The following is a 26,407-nucleotide window of genomic DNA, read 5'->3' on the forward strand; positions in this document are numbered from 1 at the left end:
AGGCATTTTTGCGTCCACAACTTTTTTTGCGTGGCGACCGCATTCAGTTAATGGAGGAGAGTGGCGGATGACCGATAAGGTTCAAACCAACGATTATCAAGGGTGGTTGCATTGACCTTGCTCACATTTCGTTATCGCATCCCATTGTTTTTTTGAGCTACTTTTTAGATTCTCCATTTCGTTGGCCAAATATTCGAAGTGCCCCCGCTGGATTGTTACATTCCTCACGAACTTCTTTGCGATGACCATCGGGAATGTCAAAGAAGCCACATTGCCGATATGTGCCGCCCAGAACATCTCACCTCTGCAGCGCTTGGTGCAGATTGTTACCGGATCGATCCATGTGCCTTTTTCGTTGCTTCGATAATCGCCTTCAATATTTGTCAGCATAACGTCCTGATTATCGATATCGAGGATATTGTCGAGAAGTGCATCCTGCTCGGCATGTCCTGATGCTCCGCTTCCATAAGTTTTAGGTGCTCCATTTCCCACGACAATTGTTGCTCGCACGGCATTAACCCAATCTCGTCCGTGCTCATTTTTCTTTAACCCCGTTGGATCTGCCCAGCGGAATAAGTTTGGCGCATACTGGTAGAGGTTTATACCGCCGTCTAACCCAATCGGATCCTGGCTTGTGAAAATTCCGGTATGAGAATCAAAATATCTATGTCTGTTGTAGCTGAGGCCAGACTCCCAGTCAAAAAATTGACCTTGGAGTCTTATCGGCTGTTCAATTGGATGTTCTTCAACGCATGCAACGTTTCCCAGTGGCCCATAACGTGCTTCCCAAACCAGGCATCCACATTCGTCATGCATCCGCACTGGCGCCCCGTTCAAATCGTTCTCGAAAAAATATACATCCTTCCTCAAGGGCGTAGGCACTGCAGACATCCACCCAGCGGCAGAAGCCGAATCCTCCGGCGACGCAGAGAGCGTAACGTGTTGTGCGTTTGCGTTTGGGAATTCAAGATCGTCGCGCTGCTGATGGCTGCAATACGCTACGGCCAGAATCTGGAAGGTCCTGGGGTAATAAATCCACTCACGGCCACCGCGCAAAGCCCTCTCTTCGGGAACACAATTTACGTGTGTTTGTTTCGGTCGTACTGACGGGCCCTGATCGCCAAAATTTGATATGACATCCTCAACATCGCAGGCGTATTCTGCAGTCAACGTATCTGCGTCCCAAAAATAGCGGGAAATGTATGACGGTGTACCGGAGTTTTCGTGGATTGCAGCTGATTCCGGTCTGTCCTGATCGACGTACACAACCTTGCGTACGCGCCGTCGGAGCGCATCGTATTCGTATCCTGTGCGAATGCAGACGTGGTGACCCTCGGCACCTATGTGCATCGGACGCAATGACACGGTTTCAATCAGTTGTCCGGAAGCATCCCAGCGCAAGACCAGGTCCTGGGTGCTCTCCCGTTTGCGGATCAGGTTGCCCGCGCGGTCATACACGCAATAACAGCCTTCGTACTCACCTTCTCGTACCCATGTGTCGGTCTGTTGCTCCTGGCCGAACCTGCCGGTCTGGTTGCGGTTGCCACCGCGAATCGTAGTTCTCAGCAGGTCACCCGTGGAGTCGTACAGGAAACGATGTAGTTTGCCTGCCGGATCAAGGTGTCCGGTCAGTTTGCCCACCGGATCGTATTGATAGCGCTCAGCGCCCAGACGAGAGTCTCGCTTTTCAAGCAATTCACCGTTTGCGTCATACCCATATTCTCTGGTAAATAGCGGGCCAGCGCTGGAAAACAGGGTTTGCTTTGCCGGTAATCCCGCCGACGTGTATGACAACTCCCGACGTATTTCGGCCCCAAGATGCTCGACTCGAATTTGTCCGAGTGCATCTCGTTCGAACGTGACCGGTGCCGCGTCGTCCAATCGGATCGAACTGACTGCACCGAGCGCGTCATACTCGTAGCGAACCGTGTGCGTGATAATGCCATCATCCGTCTTCAATCGGGTCTGGCGTTCGATGCGATTGCCAGCCACGTCATACACGTGGGTGATCGTGAACGCCTCGCCCTGCCTTTCCTCGACGACGCGGCCGGCCATGTCATATTTCAGTTCAACGCGGCTGTCGGGATTCTCAGCGACGACGAGATTGCCAATGAAATCGTATGAGAACGTCTCGGTGCGGATTCCATCAAGCTGTCGCGGATCGGGTATACGCTTTTGCACGATACGACCGAGGATATCTGTTTCGTATTCGACGGCCTGATTCAAAGGGTCGATGCTACGCAGCAGTTCACCCGTCACACCATATTCATAGCGCCGCGACTGGCCCCAGTAGTCGACCTCTTCCAAGATCCGTCCCAACGCGTCACGCTTTAGCTGATACAGTTCGCCGCGCTCGTTGACTATGCCGACCAATTGGCCTTCGGTGTCGTACTGGTGCTCGACCACGCTCCCATCCGGCGTCAGCCATTTGGCGATCTGCCCCAGCGCCGAATATTCGAGTTGCGTGACCCAGCCGCTCGGATCACGGTAGCGCACCAGATTACCGTCAGCGTCATAGCTGTAAAAGACTTCCCGATCACCCGGCTCGAGTGCTCGCGTGAGGTTGCCGTTGCGATCGAATTCATAGTTGCTCACTTGACCCAGTGGGTTGACAGTCTGGATGCAGTTGCCCCGCGCATCATGCGCATATCGGGTACGTTGTCCGAGAGCGTCGACTACCTGCAAGAGGTTGCCATCGGGATCGTAGTCGAAGCATGTCACCGCACCAGGTGGCTTCGTATAGCTAACCAGTTGACCGTACCGATCGTACTTGTACAAGATGTTGACCTGCGTCGGCAGCATCTGCTCAAGCAAGTTGCCGCGTTCGTCCCATTCGCAACGCCACTGCCTTGCGCCCGAATCAGTCACATGCACGGGTTTATGGTTCGCGTTGTACTCCACACGCACCGCGCTCCCATCGGCTAGCGTCTGCGCCAGCAGATTGCCGTAGACATCGTACTCCCATTCGGTGGTGTGGCCGGCGGGATCTGTCTCGGCGCTTGTACGTCGTTGCGGATCGTAGCGGTAGCTCCACATGTCACCTAGTGGGCCGATTCGCGCTACCGGAGTTCCGCGATCATTGGCTTGGAGAAGCGTTTCATGTCCTAATGAATCGGTGATCAGAGTTTCACTCCGCCCAGTGTCGTAGGCAAAGTGGTAATCGAATATTCCGTTGTCGCCCCATGCGTGAGTAACCCGCCACCTCCGGTCTTGATACTGTCGGTGACTGTAGTAGAAAGATATTCCCCGCGCGTTCGTGTGGAGTACCATCCGGTGACCGTCGGCATACGCGAATCTACGTGACTGGCCCATCGCGTCGAGCGCGGTAACCAGATCACCGTGTCGGTCGTGTTCGTAGGCAACGAGCAGATGTGCGTGACCGCCGGCATCGATCAGGGTCAGTGCAGTTAGCAGGTTTCTTGCGCTCGGTGCGCATGCGATCGTACGACCGCTCGCTTCGTCGCCCTTCCACTCGATGAGGCGCGCCAAACGACCTTCCGCTCCGCGCTCGAACACCCAGGCATTACCATTCAGGTCGGCAATCCGCGCGATAGGCAGCGTCAACGTGGAGCCTTCCGCAAGGATGTCTACCGCGTGCTGCCATCGTGCAGGCAATGCAAACGTATATTCGATCCCGGCACGCGTGCGAAGGACCAGTTGGTCGCCATTCCGGTACAGCGCATGTCCGTGCTGCCAGTCATGTACGCGGGCCCACCATCCGGTAGCATCCGGCATCGAGTCGAATGCCGTCGCATGATCCGGAAAATAGGCAGCCGCCCCCACCTCGCCTGCATGCTGCATCAGTTCAAGTCGGATGTCGGCCGGCGTTTGCCAGCCCACACCAACCGTGCCGCGCCACGTGTTCTGGCTCGCGTAATGACGGTCCCATACGAGTGGCAGGCGACCAGAAATCGTGAAATCGTGCTGCTGCACAACCACTTCACCTGTGATTGCATCCACCGGCTCTGCATGCAGCACCTTGCACCGCAAAAACCCCGACTTCAAATTCAGCTTGTCCGCCAGCGCCTTCGCCCAATCCGATCCCCGAAACGCCTTGAGCAACCCCTTCGCCGCCGCAGCCATGTTCATGATCGGTGGTCCACCCACCAACACCGGCCGCCCTGCCGGAATCGGCAGCATCACCGAACTCGGCATCGACGGATAAGTCCGATCCGTATGCGCGCTATTGTGCGGCGGCGGTTCCATACCGACCGACCAGCAACTCAACGCCTGCAGTGCCATGTACGACATCGGATCATTGTTGGCGAGCACCGTCTTGCTGCCCATGAACGATTCCCCGTCGTTCGACGGCTCCGGATCCTCCGCCGGCGGCGGCACAAACGATTCCCCCAGCGGGAAATGCAACCCCGGAACGTGATACGCGTGCGTCCCCGCCGTGGCGCGCAGCATCCCGTTCACGAAAATCGGCCTGCCGCTGCCGCCCCCGGCGCCGACGTTTGAACCAAGCGCGTCATCTATCCGGCTCCTGATTGCCTTGCCCTCCTCCTCGAGCTTCAGCCCTTTAGCAACTATCGCGTTGTCCTTGATGTCCGGCAGCTTCCCGCCCATTACACCGGTCAAGTCATTGACCTGCTGCATCGTTGATTCGGCCAAGTGCTCCAGCTTCTTCACATCGTCGGGATGATCTTCGACATACTCGGTCACCTTCTCCTGCACGATCATCATCGCAATGCTGCCGACGACGCCCTTCGCCGCCTGGACATACTCGCGCAGATCGAGCATGAACCCGACATGGGGGTGCGGCAGGAACACCGGCGGCGTACCTGGCGTGACCAGTACCGAATGAACGTCGACGCCAACAACCGGATCGAGATGCTTGACGGCCAGTAGTGCCACGATTTAGCCCCTCTGCTCGCGCTCAGCGCCCGCCGCGCAATGCAGCAACCTTCTCGCTGAGCGCGTTGCGCCGCCGGTCCATCACACCCAACTGCGAAACCATCCACTCGACCACGAGCGGCAAACTACTGTTCGCGCGCATCGGTTCGTCGATCATCAATCCCGCATCGAGCGCATTGAACCCGGCCTCCAGCGCATGCTCGCGCTCCCCTGCCCGCTCCCAGCACACGGCGCTCATGCGCCATGCCTCGACCGTCATTAGCCCGTCCTTTGCAGCCGTAGTCGATGCCGCCGCGCGCTCATAGCAATACGCCGAGTGCGCGTAGTCCTTGTGTGTCAGATGCACGCTTGCCTCGCCGAACAACCCGTTCGCGACAAGCTTGTGCCCCGCCGGATGCCCTGCTTCGACCGCGCGCATGCCGCTGCTGGCAGCGCTCCGGTATGCATCGATCGCACGCTCCCGATCGCGCCACTTCAGGTACGCGGCCCCTGCAATCAGATGCACGACAACACACTGATCGAACCACTGCTCGCGCTCCGCGATCTTCAGCGCCGCCGCACGCAATTCCTCGAGCCGCGCCGGATTTCCGCCTTCGATCGTCTCGGTCAACATCACGAAATGCCGCCGAAACTCACCGCTCGGCCCGCGTTCGCCCGACTCCGCCAGCAATTCACGCGGCACGCTCGCCGTCGAATACTTGCCTCGCACGAGGCGTGCCACAGATGAATGCCGTTGCAGCAGTTCAGCAAACGGCGTGATATCCGTGCGCGGCACGACGAAGCGCACGCGCTCGCCAAGCTTCGGGGCGAAGGCGATGATCGACAGCAAGCCATCCAGCCATCGCACCCATGCCGAGTTGTCACGCACGTTCGCCGGCTCCAGCACAAACACCATCGACGGGAAAATGTCCGGATGGTGGCGCATCAGGCTGTCGGCAACCGTGAACAGATACAGCAACGAATTCGTGCCATCGTCGTACGGCGCTTGCCAATCGGCGTGCACGCCCTGCGCATTGGATGCATCCCGCCGGCTGTCGTAGAACGCGACGAGCTCGTCCGTCAGCGCCTTCGCATAGCGCGATTCATTGACGAACGACGCGCGCATCGTCCGCACCGCGCACGACGTTTCGTCCTGAACCTGGAAATACAGCCGCACGAGTTGCGCATCCGTCTCGTCGGTCTGCCAGACCATCAACCGCGCGGCCTTGTCCTTCGCGAAACTCATCCAGTCCGCATGCGCATCCATGAACCTGCGCTCCACCGGATTGGTCGGCTGCCAGTTCTGCATTCGTGCGAACCTCCGTCACGGATTCAGTTTCAGGATGGTGCCTTCGACCGTGTGCTCGCCCGTCGCCGACGACGTCACCGTCTTGCCGTTCACGCGGTGGCTTTCTGTGCCGGTCGATGCGACGTTGACGCCCTGGATCGTGATCGTGCCGTCGCTCTTCATCACGATGCTGGACATCCCGCAGATCAGCGCAAGCTGATCGCCGGCATTGACGAGCACCTGACGCTGCACGTTAGTCGTGTGGTTCGCGCCGACGCTGACGGTGTGTTCACCGCCGACCATGAGCACATGCGCATTCGCAATCGTCGACGTCCGCGCACCGATCTCCTCGGTATGCGACGACGCAACCAGCGTCTTCATGTCCTGCGACGTCGTCTGATAAAGCTGCCCGACGTTCAGCGTCTTGCCTTCGCCGATGGTTTCGGTCTTGCTCAGTGCGACCGTTTCCTTGTGCGTGCCGCCGATGGTCGCGTCGCGATTCGCGGCGATCGTCACGGTCTCGTTCTGCCCGACTGAGCGCGTCCGGTTGCCGGTTACGCCATGCGTCTCGTTTCCGCCAATCTGCGCAACCCTGTTCTGCCCAATATTCACCGTCTCGTTCTGCCCCACACTCCTCAGCCGGTTGTTCTTCACCTGCATCGTCTCGTCATTGCCGACCGTATGCGTATGGTTGTTCCCCACCGACAGCGAATGATCGAGCTCCGTCTCCACATCGAAATTCCGCTCGGCATGCATCCACAGCTGCTCCGCGCCCTTCTTGTCCTCGAACCGGAACGCATTCGCGTGCTCGGTCGTCCCGCCCGGCGACGACCGCGACAGCAAACCGCTCTGCGTCGCGCTGCCCGGCAGGCCCCACGGCGGCATCTTCTCGCCGTTGTATACGCGCCCGGTCACGATCGGTGCATCCGGATCGCCGTTCAGGAAATCGACGACCACCTCGTCGCCCACACGCGGAATCTGCACGCCCCCGAACCCGCCCCCGGCCCACGGACTCGATACACGCACCCAGCACGACGAATCCTGATTGCTCTGCCCATAACGATCCCAGCGGAACTGCAGCTTCACGCGCCCGTACTGGTCGGTCCAGATTTCCTCGCCGGGCGGCCCGACGACGGTCGCTGTCTGCGGGCCGTTCGTGCGCGGCTGCGGCGTGTCGCGCGGCGACCGGTAAGGCAGGCTCGACGGTTGTGCGAGCACCTGCGATTCATGCACGACCGCTTCGGCATCGGCGGCGCTCGCATACGCGTTCTCCCGAAAGCGGTACTGGCACCTCACGATCAGATACTCGCGGTTCTGGTCGGCGCGCGGGCAATGCACGAGCGTGAACAGGTAACCGGGCGCGACGCCGCGCACGTCGGTATCGGCGCTCGCCCGTTCGTGTTCGGCCTGCTGCTCCTCGAGCCGCACGCGGCTGTAGTGCGCGCCGGGCCCATCGTCGCGATAGCCGCCGGGCCATTCGAACGACGCGAAGCCGTCATGATCGTGCCCGCGAGGATCGACCTTCTGCGTCGACAGATCGGCGCGCGGCTTCGTGTAGTCGTAGTCGGTGGTCTGGTGCTTCCCGACGCTCACCTCCTGCGCGGGCAGCCAGCTGTCGATATGCTCCTCGTCAGCGATCGCGGTGCGGTCGGGCGCGATGTACGGAATCGTCTCGTAGCCGGGCAACGCGGTGTGCGACGACATCGCGTCGCACAGCACCAGCGTGTGATGGTCCGCCGCGTGCCGGAAATGGAAATAGATGCCCTCGAACTCCATCAACCGCGAGACGAACGCCGTGTCGGTTTCGTTGTACTGCACACAGTATTCGCGCGGTACATACGCTTCGGTCAGCTTGTTCTCGACAGGAAAACCATACGGCGCCAGCACCTCCTGCACGATCTCGGGCACGGTGCGGTTCTGGAAGATCCGGCAGTCGGAGCGGCGCGTCGCGAGCCACAGCCACGGGCGCACGATCAGTTCGTAGCCGTAGTGCCGTTCGGCGCGCCGGCCGGCCAGCGTCGCACGCGCAACGATCCCGTTCAGGTAGCGCGTCGAGCGGTCCTGCTGTTCGATCCGCACGGTCACGGGTTTGCCGAGCAGATCCTTCAGCGACAGGCTGTGGCTGTCCGCGAGCGCCTCGATCCGGAATTCGAACAGGCGGCCGAGTGCCTCGCTGCCGTCGAGCGTATGGAATTTCAGGTCGTCGCCGTGCGGGCTGTCGAGTATGAAGACGCGGTTCACGCCGTGGCCTCCTCGTCGAACCGGTAAACGAATTCGCCGCCGGCCGCGCTCACTTCGATCGACGCCAGCGTGCGGCCTTCGAGCGTCGCCTGCAGGATCGCGCGGCTGATGCGCGGCATCACGGTGTGCGTGAGGATCGAGTCGACCATCCGGCCGCCTGACTCGATGGTCCGGCAGCGTTCGACGATCAGTACGGTCGCCGCGTCGGTGCAATGCAGCCGGATGCCGTGATGCAGGTCGATCCGCTGCTCGATCCGGCGCAGTTGCAGCGCGACGATCCGGGCCAGCGTGGCGTCGCTCAGCGGGTAGTACGGCACGACGGTCAGCCGGCCGAGCAGCGCGGCCGGAAACACGTCGAGCAGCGGCGCGCGCAGCGCATCGGCGAGCGTCTGCGCGTCGGGCAAACGCTCGGGATCGCGGCACACCTGCATCACGCGATCGGCGCCGACGTTCGACGTCAGCAGGATCACCGTATGCCGGAAGTCGATGTCGCGTCCTTCGCCGTCTTCCATCCAGCCCTTGTCGAACACCTGGAAGAAGATCTCGTGCACATCGCGATGCGCCTTCTCGATCTCGTCGAGCAGCACGACGCTGTACGGACGGCGCCGCACGGCCTCGGTCAGCACGCCGCCCTGCCCGTAGCCGACATAGCCGGGCGGCGCGCCCTTCAGCGTCGACACGGTATGCGCTTCCTGAAACTCGCTCATGTTGATCGTGATCGCGTTGTGTTCGCCACCGTACAACGTGTCGGCCAGCGCGAGCGCGGTTTCGGTCTTGCCGACACCGGACGGCCCGCACAGCAGGAACACGCCGTGCGGCTTGGCCGGATCGTCGAGCTTCGCGCGAGCGGTCTGGATCCGCTCGGCGATCAGTTCGACCGCGTGCCGCTGGCCGACGACCCGTTCGCCGAGCGTATCGGCGAGCTTCAGCACGGCCTGCGTCTCGTCGCGCACCATCCGGCCGAGCGGGATGCCGGTCCAGTCGGCGACGACGGCCGCGACCGCGTGCGAGTCGACTGCAGGGAGCACCAGCGGCGCGTCACCCTGCAGGTCGGCCAGCGCCTGCTGTGCGGCGGCGAGACGGGCTTGCGCGGCAGCCCTGGCGTCGGCGTCGAGCGCGCTCGACGGAGCGTCGTCGAGCAGCACGGCGCGGGCGTCGACGATCGTCGTCAACGCGGCGCGTTCGGCCTGCCAGCGCGCATCGAGCCGGTCGAGCCCGGCCTGCGCGCCGGCAATCGCGGTGTCGATCGCGTCGCGCCGCGCGGCGTCGCCGGTGCCGAGCGCGAACTCGCGCCCGATCCGCTCGTGTTCGACGCGCAGGCTGTCGATGCGGCGGCGCGCGTCCTCGATCGGCGCGGGCACCGCGTGCTGGCTGACGGCGACGCGCGCGCACGCGGTGTCGAGCAGGCTGATCGCCTTGTCGGGCAACTGCCGCGCGGGGATGTACCGGTGCGACAGCGCGACGGCGGCCTGCAGCGCATCGTCGAGCACGAGCACGCGGTGATGCGCTTCGAGCTTCGCGGCGAGCCCGCGCAGCATCGTCAGCGCGGCGTCCTCTTCCGGTTCGTGCACGTGCACGAGCTGGAAGCGGCGGGTCAGCGCCGGGTCCTTCTCGATGTACTGCTTGTACTCGGACCAGGTCGTCGCGCCGATGGTCCGCAGCAAGCCGCGCGCGAGCGCGGGTTTCAGCAGATTGGCGGCGTCGCCGGTGCCCGCCGCGCCGCCCGCGCCGACGAGCGTGTGCACTTCGTCGATGAACAGGATCGCCGGCCGCTCGGACGACATCGCTTCGTCGATCACGCCGCGCAGGCGGCTCTCGAACTCGCCCTTCACGCCCGCGCCGGCCTGCAGCAGCCCGATGTCAAGCAGGTACAGCGCGACGTCGCGCAGCGCCGGCGGCACGTCGCCGGCGGCGATCCGCAGCGCGAAGCCCTCGGCCACGGCCGTCTTGCCGACACCGGCCTCGCCGACCAGCAGCGGATTGTTCTGCCGGCGCCGCAGCAGGATGTCGACGATCTGGCGAATCTCGGGATCGCGGCCGATGACAGGGTCGATCTCGCCGGCGCGCGCGCGGGCCGTGAGGTCGAACGCGAAGCGTGCGAGCGCGGAGCCGCCCGCGGTGGCTGACGCAGCGGCGCGCGCCGTGGCGTCTCCGCCCGGGCCGGCCGGCCCGCCCGGTTGCGCTTCGGGCGAACCGTCGACGATCGAATCGAGCCCATCGGCGAGCACATCGGGCACGATGCGCTCGAACTCGCGCGCGATCGCGTACAGCACATTGCGCAGCTGCGGCGTCTTCAGGATCGCGAGCAACAGCACCGCGCCCCGAATGCGCGTGGCGTCGTATTTCAGCGTCGCGTAGACCCACGCGCGCTCGACGGCGTCGTCGATGTGCGCGGACAGGTCGGACACCGATCCCGCGCCGCGCGGCAGCCGGTCGAGTGCCGCGACGAGACGGCGGTCGACGGCGGCCTCGTCGATGTCGAAGCGGCGCAGGACCCGGTGCAGGTCGCTGTCGGGCCGCTGCAGGATCTGCTTGATCCAGTGCGCGAGCTCGACGTACGGATTGCCGCGCAGCCGGCAGAATCCGGTGGCCTGCTCGAGCGTTTCGTAAAGGAACGAATTCAGTTTCCCGAACAGGTTGACGCGGCCGATATCGGACATGACGGTTCCCGTTTATGCGGTTTCGCGATGAAGGTCGACGCCCGCGCGCGGCGAATCGCGGCGCGCGTCGTAGTGAACCACGAGATCGCGCGCGGGGCCCGGTTCGAGCCGCCGGCCGAGCCACGCGGTGCGGCCGATCCCTTGGGGCACGCCGAGCGCGAGCGCGGGCACCGCGTCGGCCGCGAGTTCGAGCTGCACGTCCCAGTCGAATTCGATGCCGACGTACTCGCGCACCCATTGCGCAAGCTGCCGCGCATGCGGGCCGCCGGGCAGGAAGCACCGGTACGCGTCGAGCGACAGCGGGCCGAGCACGATCCGGAACCGCGACTGCGCGTCACGCACCGCGAAGCCGAGCGCGACGCCGCCCAGGCGCAACGTCGGCCGGGTTGCGCGGATCGTGCAGCGCTGCGAGCGCTCGATCGCCACCCATTGCGGCACGTGCTCGACGATCCTTGCGTCGACGCCGAAATGCCGGCGCACGATCTGCACGAGCCCTTCGGGGTTGCGCGTATGCCGGACGAGATGGCCCGCATGGAAATAGCGGGCATGCGGCGCGAGCGTGTCGGCCTCGGCACGCGCCTGTCCGGCCGGCCGGTCCGCGTTCGCTTCGCGGCCGATCAGGCTCGCGATATAGCCATCGAACCGTGCGCGCGCGGGCCGGTCGAGACTCACCGTCGGCTGAGCATCAGCCCACGCGCGGTAGAACAGCAGGATCAGCCGGTGATGAAACAGGTCCGCGAACGCGGCGAAGGTCGGATCGCCGTGCTGGGCCGCCCGTTCGTGCGCGTATTCGGTGAGATGCGACGGCAGCGGCCCGTTCGGCCCGAACAGCCCGAAGCCGTGGATCGCGACGCGCGGCGGCGCCGTGCCCTGATCGCGCACGCCGGCCAGCATCGACGCCGCGAACGCGAGCGACGGCTGCTGCCCGAGCCGCACGGGCTCGTCGCGCGGCCGCGCGGCATGGCCGAGCGGCGCGCGCCCGGGCGACAGCGCATCGAGCCAGCGCAGCGCCTGGAACAGGTCGTAGCCGTGCGGCGCGGCGCGCAGCCGCGCCCACCATGCGTCGCGGCGCGTTGCGTCGGCGGCCGGCTGCACGCCGGATCGCGTGTCGTGTTTCATGTCGCGCGTCATATCGCGGGCCGCCTGCCGATGCGGGCCGGCCAGTGCGCGAGCGTGCCGCGTTGCGCGCTCGTCAGCACGCATTCGGCGAACGCGTTGATCGACACATGCCGCGCGAAGAACTGTTCGAGCACCGCACCGAGCAGGAACGGGCTGTCGCCGGAGAACGCGTGGTCGTCGACGGTCACGTCGACCTGCACGCCGCGCCCGAACATCAGCGGCCCGAGCGCCGGCAGGCGGCGGAACACGGGCGAGAACGCGACGCGCCGCAAGCCGTCGATCTGCCGGCGCATCGCGGCGTCCGCCGGATCGGCGTGCAGGCCGAGCAGTTCGCGCAGCACGTGCGCGCCGTCGTCGTCGTCGAGATCGGTCAGCGTGTGGCGCGCGAGCCCGAGATGGCGGATCAGCCGCCAGGCCGTCTGCGCGTCGGCGATCGGCGGGCGCGGCCGCGACGGGCCGCGTATCGCGACGATCCGCTCGACGGGCGCGGACACGCGCAGCGTGAACGTGTTTGCGTCGCCGGGCGGCTGCAGCAGCACGAGATCGCGGTTGGTGCACAGCGTGTCGACGGACAGGTAGCGCATCGTTTCGTCGTAAGGCGCGCATTGACTGTCGACGAGCGACACGTAGGCCTCGCTGCCGACGTAGCCGGTGCGCGTGCCGTTCGCGCGCGCCTGCGCGGACACCAGCCGCGGCTCGCGCCGCACCGTGTAGTACGCGCCGTAATTGCCGCCGTCGCCGGCGAACGACGCGTGAAACGGCCGGAATTCGCGCGACTGGCCGTCGTCACGCTGTTCGCTCGCGAGCCGCTGCACCGCATAGACCTCGTAGTCGAGTGGCCGGCTGCGGTCCACCACGACATGGTGTTCGCGCGCGCCCGGCTGCACCGGTATCCGGTCGGCGCGGCGCGTGAACAGGTTCACGGCGGGCGTGCAGTTCAGCGCGAGATGCCGCGCGTCGACCGCCGCTTCGAGCGCCGCGTCGTGACGGTCGAACAGCACGGTCAGCTCGCATTCGTCGCCGCGCGCGCGAGCGAGCGCCGGCCGCAAGCCGCCGATGCTGAAGAACAGGAAGCGTGCCGGAAACGCGAAATACTCGCGCAGCAGCCGGTAGCCGTGAAAGCTGCGGCCGTCGTCGGGCAGGATCGCCTGCGCCGGGTCGAAGCCTTCGTGGACGATCGCGTCGGCGTCGAGCGGATGCATCCAGCGCGGTGGCTGGCCCGGATCGTGGCAGACAACGCCGAGCGCATGTGCGGCGAGCAGTTCGAGCAGATGCAGCGCGTCGCGCTCGGGGCCGGCGAGATGGAACGTCAACCGGTCGAGCGGCAGTTGCGCGAGTTTCGCGCCGCCGCGCGCCTTCAGCCGGATGCGCAGCGTGCCGCGCACGTCCTGGCGCGCCGCGACCGCGCCGCGCGGCAGCCAGGCCGGCGCGCCCGTGACGGCCGCATCGGTCAGTTCGAGCGGCCACAGCGTCAGGTCGTGCGCGGTGCGGAATTCGCACGCGGTCTGCTCGGACGCGGCCGGCCGCGCGCGCAATGCGGTGCCGGCCGGCAGCCGCCAGCCCTGCGCGAGGCTGCCTTCGTTCAGCAGCGGTGCGAACCGCACGATCGCGATCGACGGCAGCGGCGCCACGTAACCCGGATATACGGCGTCGAGCAGCGCCTGCGTGAAGCGCGGAAACTCCGCGTCCATCTTCAGTTGCACGCGCGCGGTGAGGAAGCTGAAGCCTTCGAGCAGCCGCTCGACGTACGGGTCGGGCGGCCCCGAGTCGTGCAGCCGCAGCCTTGACGCCACCTTCGGGAACTGCTGCGCGAATTCGCCGCCGAGCTCGCGCAGATAAGCGAGTTCGCGGTTGTAGTAGTCGAGCAGGCGCGTATCCATCGCGTCAGCCCCCCGCCGTCGATTGCAGCGACATCGCGCCCGTCTCCAGGTCGAGGCCAGAACGCAGCACGAATTCGACGGGATGCGGGATCGACCACAGCGTGCCGCGAATCTCGAACAGCAGCACGTTGTGGCGCTGTTCGCCAACCCGGCCGCCGGGCGCATCGGCCACGCTGCGGACCTCGACGCTGTCGGGCGCGATGCGCGGCTCGAAGCGGACGATCGCGTCGCGGATCGACGCCTCCACCGACATCCGCTCGACGCCCGACATCGGCTTGCCGACGAGCGGCCGCATCCCGAAGTTGAGCACCGACGCCTGTGCATGCGCGAACGCCGACCAGTCGACGAAACCGTCTTCGGCATTGCGCGTGTTGAGCAGCCACGCGAGATCGCGCAGCACGGCCGCGCGCAGGCGCTCGGCGCCGATCCATTGCGCGTCGGGTACGTCGGGCGCTTCGCTCGTGCGCTGCGGCGCGTCGTCGGTGAGCCGGTCGAGCAGCGCCGGCTGCAGCCGGTCGCGCATGCCGCCGCCGCGGCTTTCCGTGCCATCCCGGCCATCCCGGCCTTCGCTGCCGCCGCGGGTTCGCGGGTCGTCCATGGTCGTCTCCGTACCGTTACATCTCGGTGTTTTCCTTGATGTTCCAGCCGACCGACACCTCGGCGCCCTTGCCGCCGTTGTCGTTCTGCTGCCAGTACTGCTTCTTCACCTTCGCGGCCTGGAAGCCGAAGTGCATCAGCAGCCGGTCGGCCGCGTCGCCGGGATCGACGCCCGCGACCTGCGCGGACGTGACGAGCACCTCCTGCAGCGTCACGCGCATGAACTCGACCTGCGTGCCGCCGGTCTTGCACGCGGAAATCTCGACCGACGACAGGTGCTTGCCGCTCGCGCAGTTCTTGATGATCGCGGGCGCGCCCTTGTCCATGTACGCGGCCACGACGAGATCGTTGAAGCTCGCCTTGCCCGCATTGCCGCCGCTGCCGCTCGCCATCGCGCCCGGCTGGCTCGCGCCCCACGTGAACGACTGGATGTCGGTCCAGCCCTTGTGCTGTGCGTCCGCCGATTCGCCGGTCACGCCTTCCACCTTCATGAACATTGCCACGCCCATTGCCGTCTCCGTTTTGGTGCGATTTGGTCCGATTTGGTCCGATTTCCGTCCGAGGTCAGGTTGAATGCCGCTCACTCGCTGGTCGCCTTTGCGGAAGGCAGCTTCGAGATGAGCCGCAGCGACACGGTGAGCCCTTCGAGCTGGTAGTGCGGTCGCAGGAAGAATTTCGATGCGTAGTAGCCGGGGTTGTCCTCGACCTCGTCGACGACGACCTGCGCCGCCGCGAGCGGCTTGCGCGCCTTGGTTTCCTGCGACGAGTTCACGGGATCGCCGTCGACGTAGTTCATGATCCAGTCGTTCAGCCAGCGCTCCATGTCGTCGCGTTCGCGGAACGAGCCGATCTTGTCGCGCACGATGCACTTCAGGTAATGCGCGAAGCGGCAGCACGCGAACAGATACGGCAGGCGGCCGGACAGCCGCGCGTTCGCGGTCGCGTCGGGATCGTGGTACTCGGCCGGCTGGTACAGCGACTGCGCGCCGATGAACGCCGCGAAATCCGAGTTCTTGCGGTGCACGAACGGCATGAAGCCGTTCTTCGCGAGCTCGGCCTCGCGGCGGTCGCTGATCGCGATCTCGGTCGGGCATTTCTGGTCGACGCCGCCGTCGTCGGTCGGGAACGTGTGGCACGGCAGCCCCTCGACCGCACCGCCCGATTCGACGCCGCGGATCGACGAGCACCAACCGTACAGCTTGAACGAGCGGTTGATGTTCGCGGCCATCGCATACGCGGAATTCGCCCACGTATAGCGATCGTGGCTCGCCGCGTCGGTGTCTTCCTCGAAGTCGAACGCGTCGACCGGGTTGGTGCGCGCGCCGTACGGCAGCCGCGCGAGGAAGCGCGGCATCGCGAGCCCGACGTAGCGCGAATCGTCCGACTGGCGCAGGCTGCGCCACGCCGCGTATTCGGTGTTCTGGAAGATCTTCGTGAGGTCGCGCGGGTTCGACAGCTCCTGCCACGAGTCCATCTGCATCAGCGCCGGTGACGCGCCCGCGATGAACGGCGCGTGCGCGGCCGCCGCGATCTTCGACAGCTCGCCGAGCATCTCGACGTCGGGCGGACTGTGGTTGAAGTGGAAGTCGCCGACGAGGCAGCCGAACGGCTCGCCGCCGAACTGACCGTACTCCTCCTCATAGACCTTGCGGAACAGCGGGCTCTGGTCCCACGCGACGCCCTTGTAGCGCTTCAGCATGCGCGCGAGCTCGTTGCGCGACACGGGCAGCGCCTTGATCTTCAGCAACTCGTCGGTCTCGGTGTGCGTGACGAGGTAGTGCAACCCGCGCCACGCGCCTTCGAGGGTCTGGAATTCGCCGTGATGCAGGATCAGGTTGATCTGCTCGGTCAGCTTGCGGTCGATCTCCGCGATGATCTGCTTGACGCTGCCGTAAGCGTCCGTCGTCATGCCGACCGTGTTTTCGAGCGCCTGCTGCGCGAGCGTGCGCACGGCCCGCTCGACCGATTCGCGCGCTTCGGCGGTCTTCGGCTTGAATTCCTTCTGCAGCAGCGCGGCGAACTCGTCGTGCGCGACGACCGGCTGCGCGCCACCACGCGTACCGTCAAGCGCGTCGGCCCGGGTGTGAGCGTGTTCATTCATCGCGGACCTCCGGGGTGGCAGCGCCGTTCGGTGCGGCCGGCGCGTCGCCTGCCGCGGGTTCCGCCGCCGGCTGCCGCACGAGCGCCTTCAGGAGGTCGGGATCGTTGATGGCCTGCTCGATCAGCTGCTCGGCGCCGTGCTTGCCGTCCATGTACGACAGCAGGTTCGACAGTTCGGTGCGCGCGTCCAGCAGCTTGCGCAGCGCATCGACGTTGCGCGCGATCGCGGCCGGCGAGAAATCGTCGATGCGCTCGAACGTCATGTCGACGTTGAGCATACCGTCGCCCGTCAGCGTGTTCGGCACCTGGAACGCGACGCGCGGCGCGACCGACTTCATCCGCTCGTCAAAATTGTCGACATCGATCTCGAGGAACCTGCGCTCCGCGAGATCCGGCAGCGGCTCCGCGCGCTTGCCGGCGAGGTCCGCCAGCACGCCCATCACGAACGGCAGCTGCACCGTGCGCTCGGCGCCGTAGGTCTCGACGTCGTACTCGATCTGCACGCGCGGCGCGCGGTTGCGCGCGATGAATTTCTGTCCGCTGCCTGCTGCCCTGGTCTTGTCCGTCATCGTCTGCTCCTTCACGTCAGATTGCGCCATTCATCTCCGCGTCATTCGCTCCGCGCGCCGCTCAGCAGGTCCAGCTTCGGCAGGCTTTCGGGAGCGAGGTCCCGCATGATTTCGTAGAAGTCGAGCGCGAGCAGCCGCTGCGCGCGACGCATCAGCAGCGGCGCCGGATGGCTCGGCTCGTGCTGCTCGAAGTAGCGGCAGAATTTCTCGAGGCCGATTCGCACGTCGTCGCGGCTCGTCACCTCGGCATCGCGCCACGCGTGGCCGTCGGATGGCGCTGTGCCCGCCGTCGTGCCCGCTGTCGCGCCCGGTGCTGCGCCTGGTGCCGCGGGATCGGCTGCCGTTGCAGCGGCCGCCGCCGTTATGGCGTCCGCGTTTCTCTGCGACGCGACCGGCGGCAACGCGTCGTATGCGATCCGCCGCAGCGCTTTCTCGAAATCGCTCGTGTCGGGCACCCATTCCGCGCCGAGCTTCGCGCTCACCTGCGCGCGGATCGTGTCGAGGGCGTCGAGCGCGGCGAGTGCCGCGCCGAGCGGCGGCTGCCCGATGTCGCGCGCGTGCGCCAGATCGGCGGCCAGCCGGTCGCGGCCGCCCGGATAGCGCGACGCGACGTCGTCGCGGCCGTCGAGGATGCGCTCGACGTCACGCACGCTCGGGCCGCCGTCGAGCAACGGCTGGCGCCGCGCCGCCCGCGCGCAGTCGTGCGCGCCCGCGACTTCGGCCAGCGCGTTGATGCGCGGCGTCGGGTCCGTATCGCCATCGGCGTCGACACGCGGATGCACGTCGTCCCACCAGCGCTCGAGCAGCCCCGCGACGAGCGCGAGGCCGTCCGCGTGGCCGGGCAGGCCGCGCAGCTCGGTCCAGCTCCGCGTCAGGTGCGCGGCGACGCGCAGGTCCTTCGTCCGCTCGCACAGCGCAAGCGCGAGCTGCTCGACGGCGCCCCAGTCCGGCGCTTCGGCCGGGATCACGGTGTCGCCGTATTGCTGTTCGGCACGCGGCGTCGCACGTTCCCGCAGCAGCAGGAAATCCGCGTCGTACTCGAGATTCGTACCGCACGGCGCGTCCGGCGCGACGGCGGCAAGCAATCGTTCGATCAGGTCTGCGTGCGGCATGAGCGTTCCTGTGGCTGAAGGCGGCGCGGCGATCGGCCGGTGTCATTCGAAGGCATAGTCGATGCTGATCGGCTTGCTGCCGGGGTCGATCTTCACGGTGCGCCGCATCGGCGGCAGCGTGCCGTTGCGGATCTCGATCTGGTATGTGCCCGGCGACAGCGACACCGAGCGCAACGGCGGGCTCGCGCCGCGCCGCACGCCGCTCACGTAGATGTCGCCCCACGGCCGCACGTGGAAACGCACCGCGACGGTTTCGGGCGGCGGCTCGGGCGGACGCGGCTCGGGGGTGGCCTCGGGCGCCGCTGTGGTCGCTGTGGTCGCTGTGGTCGCTGTGGTCGCTGGGGTCGCTGGGGTCGCTGCGGCGCTCATTGCGGTTGTGGCAGGGGCAGCTGCGGCAGGCGAGGCGGCTGGACGCGCGGCGTTGTCACCCGACGGCACGTTGACGACTCGCTCGGACGCATCGAGGCTCCCCGCCGGCGCGAGGCTCGACCCGGACGCGGCCGGCGACGACGGCAACGACGGTGACAGCGACGACGACCTCGGCGCGGCGCCGGCGCCGGCATCGTTCGTCGCGACTTGCGACGGAGGCGGCACGGCAGGTTCGCTGGCTGGCGCGGCGGCGACGACGGGTGCGGACGCTTGCGCCGACGGCTCCGCAGGCGTTTGCGCCGGAACCGGCTGGGCGAGCGCGGGCGCCGGGTTTTGCTGTACAAGTGACATCGCCGGATTGCTGCCCGATTCGGGCGATGACGCGGACGCCCGCGGCGGGTTCGGGCTCGATGCCGATGTTTGCGCGTCGCGCGACGGCGTCACGAGATACGCGGTGCTGATGCCGATCACCAGCAGCAACGCGATTGCGCTGCCGATAGTAAGTAGCGTCCGGCGATCGCCCGGCAGACGTCGGACGATGCCGGGGCGCGAGTCGGGTAACGTGACGCCCGCTGCGGCACCGGGCGAAGTAGAGGCTGCCGAGCCGCTGGTGTCGTTCCGATGCACTGCGGCCGGTCCCGTTGAGTCATGCGCGGCGGCTTGCCCGGCGACTGTGCGCGTTTGACGGGGGTCGGCACTGCCCGATGCCGACTGCCGTTGCGGCTCCGGCGAGGCGCTCGTCCCTGACGCAACGGCACCTTCACCGGTTTGAGTCGTTGCGTTCACGCCCGCTTCATCCGCCGCTGGCCGCGCGGGCGCCTGCACCGCGCCATACCCATGCCGTTCCGGCTCGCGCAACCCGAGCTCCGCCGCGAACGCCGCGACCGAGTCCGGCCGGTCCTCGATCCGGACCTGCAGCGCATGGTCGACCGCGGCGAGCAGCGCCGGGCTGTACAGCTCGCGCGCGGCCAGCGCGCGCGTCGCGAGCGGCCGGTACGTGTCCTGGATACTGCGCACCACCGCCGCGGGCGGCAGCTCGCCGGCGATCATCGCGTGCATCACCGCGCCGAGCGCGTACAGGTCGGTCCACGGCCCCTGGCTGAACGCGGGATCGTCGGTGTACTGCTCGATCGGCGCATAGCCGGGCTTGATCATCATCGCGCCGTCGTCGACGAGATCGCCGATCCGTTTGCGCGCCGCGCCGAAGTCGAGCAGGATCGCGCTGCCGTCGGGCCGGATCAGCACGTTGTCGAGCGCGATGTCGCGATGGAAGCACTGCGCGCGGTGCAGCGTGTCGAGCGCGCCGAGCAGCGCTCCGACCACGTTGCGCAACTGGGTCTCGCCCATCTGCACGCCGCTGTCGAGCAGCTGCTTGAGCGTGCGTCCCTCGTAGAACGGCATCACCATGTACGCGGTGCCGTGGCTTTCCCAGAAATGCAGGACCTTCACGAGCCCCGGGTGATCGAATTGCGCGAGCAGCCGCGCCTCGTTGAGGAACGCGGCGCGCCCGGCGTCGAACGCCTGTGCGAACCTCTCGGAGCGCAGCGACACCGTGTAGTCGCCGCCGCGCGTCGCGAGCATCGACGGCATGTACTCCTTGATCGCCACCGCGCGCCGCAGCGTGCGGTCGAACGCGCGATAGACGATCCCGAAGCCGCCGACGCCGAGCACCTCGTCGAGCTGCAGTTCGCCGAGCCGATGGCCGAGCGGCAGCGGCCGCACCGCGAATCCGGCCGCGCTGCCGCGGTCCGCCGTCTCCTGATCGTTGTCTCTCGAAACCGGGTCCTTCATCTCCAACTCTCCATACCGCGTGCTGCGTGCTGCGTCGTTCGTCCATTGGCGCCCGCGTGGTGCGCAACGGTGTGCGCGCCCGCGCGTCACGTGCTGGCGGGCGGCACGATGCGCCGCGCCGCCTGTCGTCCCCCCGCTGCGCGCTAGACGCTGCCGCCGAACAGCCGCAGGAACAGCAGGCTGTCCGGCACGCCCGTATGCGCGTGCATGCGCAGCGGCGAGCCGTCGGCGCGATTGGTCCACCAGAAGCTCGTCGCGCCGTGCGGGTCGAAATAGCCCGACAGCCCCGGCCACGCGGGCGTCGCGAGCGGCTCGGGCTCCGGCGCGGGCTGCGACTCCAAGTGCGACTGCGACATCGCCGACGCTCCGTCCGCCACGCCGCCATAAGCGCGCTGCAACGCGTCGTCCGGCACGAGCCGCACGCTCTCGAGCGACGCCTCGAGATCGACAGGCGCGCGCGCATATCGGATCGCGTCGAGCAACGCGCTGCCGACCTGCCAGTAGAACGCGTCCGCGACATCCGGCAGCGCGCTCCAGTAATCGGCCTCGCCGAGCGGCAGCGTGACGAGCAGCGGATAATAGCGCCCGACGCGGTCGCAGCTCGGCGCGAGACAGCCGGGCTGCACGCATTGCGTGCCGGTGCCGGCAGGAATCAGGAAATTCCAGACCGGCGCGACCGTGTAGTAGCGCTCGATCTCGTCCGCGCCGCGCTGGCGCATCGCGGCCATCCCCTGCTGGAACCAGCGCTCCCACCAGCCGGCGAGCGCATGCGGCAGCCGGCGGTTCACGAAGTCGCCGGCGCCGGGGATCTTTCCGTACCACGCGGGCGGTGCGCCGTCATACGCGAGCGACAGCGTCGGACTCATGGCTTCGGAGGGCATGTGAAAGACTCCATCTGGGCCAACCTGAACGGATTGCGCACGCTGCTCGCGGTCACCTGCAGCACGACCGGTTTCCCGTCGACCGAGAAGCGCGCGATCATCTGCTCGGGGCCGCGCCCGGGCGACAGCGCCGCGCGGTCGAACAGGCGGTGAAGCGCCCACGGCCCGTCGGTCGTGAAACCGTCCGCGGCGCCGGCCTGCCCGGTCGTCTGCAGCCGCACCTGGTTGCTGCCGCGCGGGCCCGGCCACTGCACGGCGCTCGACGCGAGCGGCCCGTGCGCATAGCGGACGATCTGGCCGTCGACGTCAAGCACCATTTCGGAGATCGCGGGGTCCATCTCGACCGCCTCGACCTGTACCTTCAGTTGCACTGTCCTCGCGCCGCCGCCGAAATACACGTCGCGGATCACCGCCGCCTTCTCGAACGACGCGAGCATCACGGCCGCCGACGGATCGGCATCGGCATTGCGGTTCGCGAAGCGCCACGGATGCGACGTCGTATCGACGATCGGTTGCAGGTTCTTCTGGAAGAAATCGTCCATCAGGCCGCCCGGCGCAAAGAATTGCGCGAAATCCGACGGCGCGACGTCGCGCGACGCGCCGCGCGCGAACGGATAGCGGCCCGCAATCGCCTGCCGGCAGAAATCCCCGACGTTCGCACCTGCGCGCTGCGCGACGCTGCGCTGCTCGACGGTCGCGACGCTGCCGTTCGCGACGTTCGACAAGTCGTCGAGCACTTCGCGGAACGGCGTCGGCAGCCGGCCCGCCTGCGCGCGCAATCGCGCGGGCGCGTCGGACGGCGGCGGCGTCGCGCCGCTGCGCAACGCGTCGTCGGTCGCGGTCAGGTACGTGTACAGCGCGTCGATCGACTTCAGCACCGCGTCGAACCCCGCCGCCTGGTCGCCGCTGCCCGGCGCGAACGCGCGCAGGCCCGCGAAATGGCTGTCGACGACCTGCTCGGGGCTCGCGGGGGCGGCGGCCCCCGTGCCCGCATCGCCGCCCGGTTGCCCCGCGAAGATCTGCGCGAGCGAACTGCGCGCGTCGTCGACCTTGTCCTGCGCGCGCGACGCGAGATTGCGCGCGCCGCCCGGCGCATCGCCGAGCGCGGTGTCGCGCGCGAGCGCGACCATCAGCCGGGACAGCGGCGAATCCGCGGACGACAGCATCCGCGCGACCTGGATGCTCTGCGCGAGCGTTGCCGTGTGCTGCAGCCGGAGATCCGCCAGATAGTCGTCCCAGATCTTCAGGTAGTCGTTCAGGTAGCGCTGCCGGACGTCGCGCGCCCACGCGGCCGCGTCGGTCGCATTCGGTGTTTCCGACGCGCCGAGGTTCAGCACCCACACTTCCTCGCGCCCGTACGCATCGATGGCGGCCGGCAACCGCGGCGCGAACACGTTCCGGTAGCCGTTGCGCGTATAGAGCCCCGGCACGCCGTCGGCGAGCGGCTTGCCGCTCTCGCGGCGGAACACGAGCGACGCATCGGGACCGACCGCGCGCGCGACGCCGAAGTCGTACGACGCGGTCGCGGGACGCAGCGTACGCGCGAGCTGGCTGTACAGCCGCTGCGAAAACGGCACCTGCCGCAGCCGCTCGCGCACGTCGGCGACGAGCCGCTCGTTCATCGGGAACGGCGACACCGCGACGCGGTTGCCGAACAGCGCCGCGAGATGCGCGCGCAGCGCGGCGCGCTGCGCCGGCGAGAAATCGGCCGGCAGCACGCGCTCCATCTCGAGATCGACGACGGCCTGCACGAACGCGGGATCGTAATGCGCGCTGTCGTACAGCATCAGGTACGCCTTCAGCGCCGCATACGCGTATTCGCTGTCGCCCGGCTGCGCCTCGCGCAGTGCGGCCTCCGTCCGGTTCGCGGCGATCGGCAGCAGCACGTCGTCGAGCGCGCGCCGGTAGACGACATCCACGGCCTCCTCGATCTTCTCGCCCTGGAACAGCCCCCAGCGGTACGCGAATGGCGGCTGGGCGAGATCGATGCCGCCCGCGTTCGACAGGTTGCCGAGCGCGTCGAGCACGGGCAGCAGCCGCGCGACGTCGGCCGCATCGGCAATCTTTGCGTGGCCGATCTCCGCGTCGACGGCCGGCACGCGCGCGGCAACGTCGGCGAGATACGCGCGGTTGTTCGAATAGCTGCGCAGCCACGCGAACAGCACCGCGACGCACACGAGCGCGAGCGCAACATAGCCGGCGGCCCGCAGCACGCGCCGCCGCTGGTGCCAGCGCAGGTTGCTGCCCGCGAGCGCCGCCTCGCGGAAGATGTGCTCCTGCAGCAGCGATCTCAGGAAGAAGCTGCGCCCCGTCGAGCCCGCCTGCGCGACAGGCGGCACGCCCTCGATCTTCAGGAAGCGCTTGATGCCGCTCATCACGCGGTCGAACGCGGTGCCCTCCTGCGTCCCGCTCGTCAGGTAGACGCCGCGCAGCATCGGCATCGGCTCGAAGCTCGACACGGAGAACACCTCGGCGACGAACTGGCCGAGCAGATCCTGCAGGTCGGCGATCTGCTGCGGCAGCAGATAGCTCATCTCGCGCTGGCGCGCGTCGGTCTGCGACGCGAGCAGTTCGGGCAACGCGTCGTTGAGCCGCCGGTGCAGCAACTGATATTCGCGGTCGAACATCGCGCGCAGGTCGAAGCCGGGCTGTTCGCTCTGCGCGAGCGGGAACGTGAAGCCCCACACCTGCGCGCACTCCGCGCGGCCGAAGCCGCTGAAGTACTCGGCGAAGCCCGCGAGCAGGTCGGCCTTCGTCACGAGCAGATACACGGGAAAGCGGATCCCGAGCTGCGCGCGCAGCTCGAGCAGGCGCTTGCGCAGCACCATCGCGTGCTGCGTGCGCTCGGCCTCGGACGCGCCGAGCAGGTCCGCGACGCTGATCGTCAGCATCGCGCCGTTCAACGGCTGGCGCGTGCGGTATTTCTTCAGCAGCTCGACGAAGCCTTTCCACTCGGCCTCGTCGAGCGCGCGATTGCCTTCGTGCGTCGTGTAGCGGCCGGCCGTGTCGATCAGCACCGCGTCGTTCGTGAACCACCAGTCACAGTGCCGCGTGCCGCCGACACCTCGAATCGCCGCGCGGCCGAACTGCTCGGCGAGCGGGAAGCTGAGCCCCGAATTGACGAGCGCCGTCGTCTTGCCCGACCCCGGCGCGCCGATGAACACGTACCACGGCAGCTGATACAGGTACTGGCGCGACAGCCGCCCGAACCAGCGCGACCAGCCGACGCCGCGGGTGCCGTCGGCCGGCCCAAAGCGCACCTTCTTCAGCAGCGTCGCGGCCTCGTCGAAACGGCTGCGCAGCTCGTCGAGCTGGGCTTTCGCGGGGTCGCCGGCCGTGTCGGGCCGCGGCGCCGCTTCGCGCAGCTGATTCAGCAGCTGCGCGTTGAGCCGGCCGGCCCGCCAGCCCTGCCACGCGATACGTGCGCCCCACGCGGCAAACAGCGCGGCGATCGTCAGCGCGCGCGCCCAGCCGCTCTCGAGCGGCCGGACGTCGGCGAACGCGAGCAGCGGCCCCGCGAGCCAGATGAAGCACGCGAGCACGACGAGACCGGCCAATGTCCAGACGGCCCGCGACGGCAGCGGGCGGACGAAGCGGGCAACGGCCTGGTTCATGGTGAATGCGCCTCCTTCGTCGCGGCGGCGGTGTTGGCGGCGATGTCGGCGCCGGGCGCAAGCATCAGCGTGATCTCGACGCGCCGGTTGCGCGCGCGGTTCGCGAGTGTGTCGTTCGGCGCGACCGGGTCGAGCGTGCCGCGCCCTTCCGCCGCAAGCCGCTCCGGATGCGCGAGCCGCGCGGCGAGCAGGCCGCGGACTGCTTCCGCGCGCTCGCGCGACAGATCCCAGTTCGACGCGAAGCGGGCCGTGTGCACGGGCGTGTCGTCGGTATAGCCACTCACGCGCACTTGGCCGGACACCTGGTTCAGCGCATCCGCGACACGCGACAGCACCGGCTGGTAACGGTCGATCACCGACGTCGAGCCCGACCGGAACAGCCCGTCGCCGCGCAGCACGATCACGCTGCGGTCCGCTTCGTCGCGCACGGACACGAGCCCCGCCGCAATCTCCGGCTCGAGGAACTTCGCGATGCGCGGCGCGCTCGCCGGATGCGGCACCGGTTGCGCGGGCAGCAGCCGCGGCATGTGCAGCGCGTCGATCGATGCGAACAGCGGGTCCGAATGGCCGGCCAGCGCGATCCGCAAGCCGGCGAATACGCCAAAGCCGATCAGCAGTGCGAGCGCCGCGCACACCCACAGCGGCACCGTGAAGCGGCGCGTGACATCGCGCGTGACGACGTCGCGCCAGTGCGGCGACAGCGCCGGATCGAACTCGCCGCGCACCGAGCGGATCGTCTGCGTGAGCTCGCGCCGGAGCGCGTCGAGTTGCGCATGGCCGTTGTCGAGCACGCGATAGCGCCCCTCGAAGCCGAGCGCGACGCAGTAATACAGCAGTTCGAGCAGGTCGAGATGCTGGCGCGGCTGCTGCGACAGCCGCTCGAGCAGGTGGAAGAACTTCTCGCCGCCCCAGGTCTCGTTGTGGAACGACACGAGCAGGCTGTGCGACGACCACACGCTGCCGCCCCACGGCGTCAGCGCCGCGGCCTCGTCGAGCGCCGTACAAAGGCAGTAGCGCGCACCGATGATCGCCTCGGACGCGACGCCCGCCTGCTGCGCGCGCGCCTCGAACTGGCGGATCTCGACGACGAGATGCTCGCGCAGCCACGCGGGGTTCGGGTGATGGACGGTCGAGCGGATCTGCGGCACGAGGTTGAGCAGCGGATTCGCGGCGGCAACGAGCGGATTCGTGCCGCTGGCGGCCCAGCAGCCCGGCCGCGGCTGCGTCGCTGCAGGACCGGCCGCGCCGGCCGACGTCGCGGGATGCATGCCGCCCGGATTCGGCGGCACGAATCCGCCGGCGCCGGCGGAAAACGAATCTGGAGAAGAGTTCATCGCGCGCCTCCCGCCG

Annotated in this window: 15 protein-coding genes; all 15 read right to left on the minus strand. The window is 67.2% G+C overall.

Annotated elements, in window-relative coordinates:
- Positions 1-96: 96 nt before the first annotated feature.
- The 15 genes from DID96_RS01745 to DID96_RS01815 all read right to left on the minus strand — a co-directional run bounded on the left by DID96_RS01745 (position 97) and on the right by DID96_RS01815 (position 26,391).
- Entirely contained in the window at positions 97-4,857 is a 4,761-nt protein-coding gene (locus tag DID96_RS01745; RefSeq protein ID WP_124597541.1) for an RHS repeat-associated core domain-containing protein, read from the minus strand.
- 22 nt (positions 4,858-4,879) lie between these two features.
- Positions 4,880-6,145: a hypothetical protein gene (locus tag DID96_RS01750; RefSeq protein ID WP_124597542.1), complete on the minus strand. Its 1,266-nt coding sequence runs from the start codon at positions 6,143-6,145 to the stop codon at positions 4,880-4,882.
- Positions 6,146-6,160: 15 nt separating this feature from the next.
- Positions 6,161-8,365: a type VI secretion system tip protein VgrG gene (tssI, locus tag DID96_RS01755; RefSeq protein WP_124597543.1), complete on the minus strand. Its 2,205-nt coding sequence runs from the start codon at positions 8,363-8,365 to the stop codon at positions 6,161-6,163.
- Positions 8,362-11,025, minus strand: coding sequence for a type VI secretion system ATPase TssH (gene tssH / locus DID96_RS01760; protein WP_124597544.1), 2,664 nt, complete (start codon positions 11,023-11,025; stop codon positions 8,362-8,364). The genes tssI and tssH overlap by 4 nt, the downstream gene beginning before the upstream one ends.
- A gap of 12 nt (positions 11,026-11,037) precedes the next feature.
- Entirely contained in the window at positions 11,038-12,156 is a 1,119-nt protein-coding gene (gene tssG, locus DID96_RS01765; protein WP_409333749.1) for a type VI secretion system baseplate subunit TssG, read from the minus strand.
- Positions 12,153-14,024: a type VI secretion system baseplate subunit TssF gene (gene tssF, locus DID96_RS01770; RefSeq protein WP_124597546.1), complete on the minus strand. Its 1,872-nt coding sequence runs from the start codon at positions 14,022-14,024 to the stop codon at positions 12,153-12,155. The genes tssG and tssF overlap by 4 nt, the downstream gene beginning before the upstream one ends.
- A gap of 4 nt (positions 14,025-14,028) precedes the next feature.
- The gene (gene tssE / locus DID96_RS01775; protein WP_124597580.1) at positions 14,029-14,547 is read right to left on the minus strand and encodes a type VI secretion system baseplate subunit TssE; all 519 of its coding nucleotides are present in this window, start codon (positions 14,545-14,547) and stop codon (positions 14,029-14,031) included.
- A 91-nt stretch (positions 14,548-14,638) separates the two neighbouring features.
- Positions 14,639-15,130: a type VI secretion system tube protein Hcp gene (locus DID96_RS01780; RefSeq protein WP_124597547.1), complete on the minus strand. Its 492-nt coding sequence runs from the start codon at positions 15,128-15,130 to the stop codon at positions 14,639-14,641.
- 71 nt (positions 15,131-15,201) lie between these two features.
- Complete coding sequence (gene tssC, locus DID96_RS01785) at positions 15,202-16,722, minus strand: type VI secretion system contractile sheath large subunit (RefSeq protein WP_124597548.1); 1,521 nt, start codon at positions 16,720-16,722, stop codon at positions 15,202-15,204.
- Positions 16,715-17,290, minus strand: coding sequence for a type VI secretion system contractile sheath small subunit (gene tssB, locus DID96_RS01790; protein ID WP_124597581.1), 576 nt, complete (start codon positions 17,288-17,290; stop codon positions 16,715-16,717). The genes tssC and tssB overlap by 8 nt, the downstream gene beginning before the upstream one ends.
- Positions 17,291-17,331: 41 nt before the next feature.
- Positions 17,332-18,402 carry a type VI secretion system protein TssA gene (tssA, locus tag DID96_RS01795; protein ID WP_124597549.1) on the minus strand — a complete coding sequence of 357 codons (1,071 nt, stop codon included), beginning with the start codon at positions 18,400-18,402 and terminating at the stop codon, positions 17,332-17,334.
- A gap of 42 nt (positions 18,403-18,444) precedes the next feature.
- Entirely contained in the window at positions 18,445-20,562 is a 2,118-nt protein-coding gene (locus DID96_RS01800; RefSeq protein ID WP_124597550.1) for a serine/threonine-protein kinase, read from the minus strand.
- A gap of 143 nt (positions 20,563-20,705) precedes the next feature.
- Entirely contained in the window at positions 20,706-21,443 is a 738-nt protein-coding gene (gene tagF / locus DID96_RS01805) for a type VI secretion system-associated protein TagF (protein WP_260463769.1), read from the minus strand.
- A complete protein-coding gene (gene tssM, locus DID96_RS01810; protein WP_124597551.1) occupies positions 21,425-25,057 on the minus strand; it encodes a type VI secretion system membrane subunit TssM in 3,633 nt (1,210 codons plus the stop codon). Before tssM ends, tagF begins: the two co-directional genes overlap by 19 nt.
- Positions 25,054-26,391, minus strand: a complete 1,338-nt coding sequence (locus DID96_RS01815; protein WP_124597552.1) for a DotU family type VI secretion system protein — start codon at positions 26,389-26,391, stop codon at positions 25,054-25,056. The genes tssM and DID96_RS01815 overlap by 4 nt, the downstream gene beginning before the upstream one ends.
- Positions 26,392-26,407: the final 16 nt, after the last annotated feature.

Source organism: Burkholderia sp. Bp8963 (assembly GCF_003854275.1).
GTDB lineage: Bacteria > Pseudomonadota > Gammaproteobacteria > Burkholderiales > Burkholderiaceae > Burkholderia.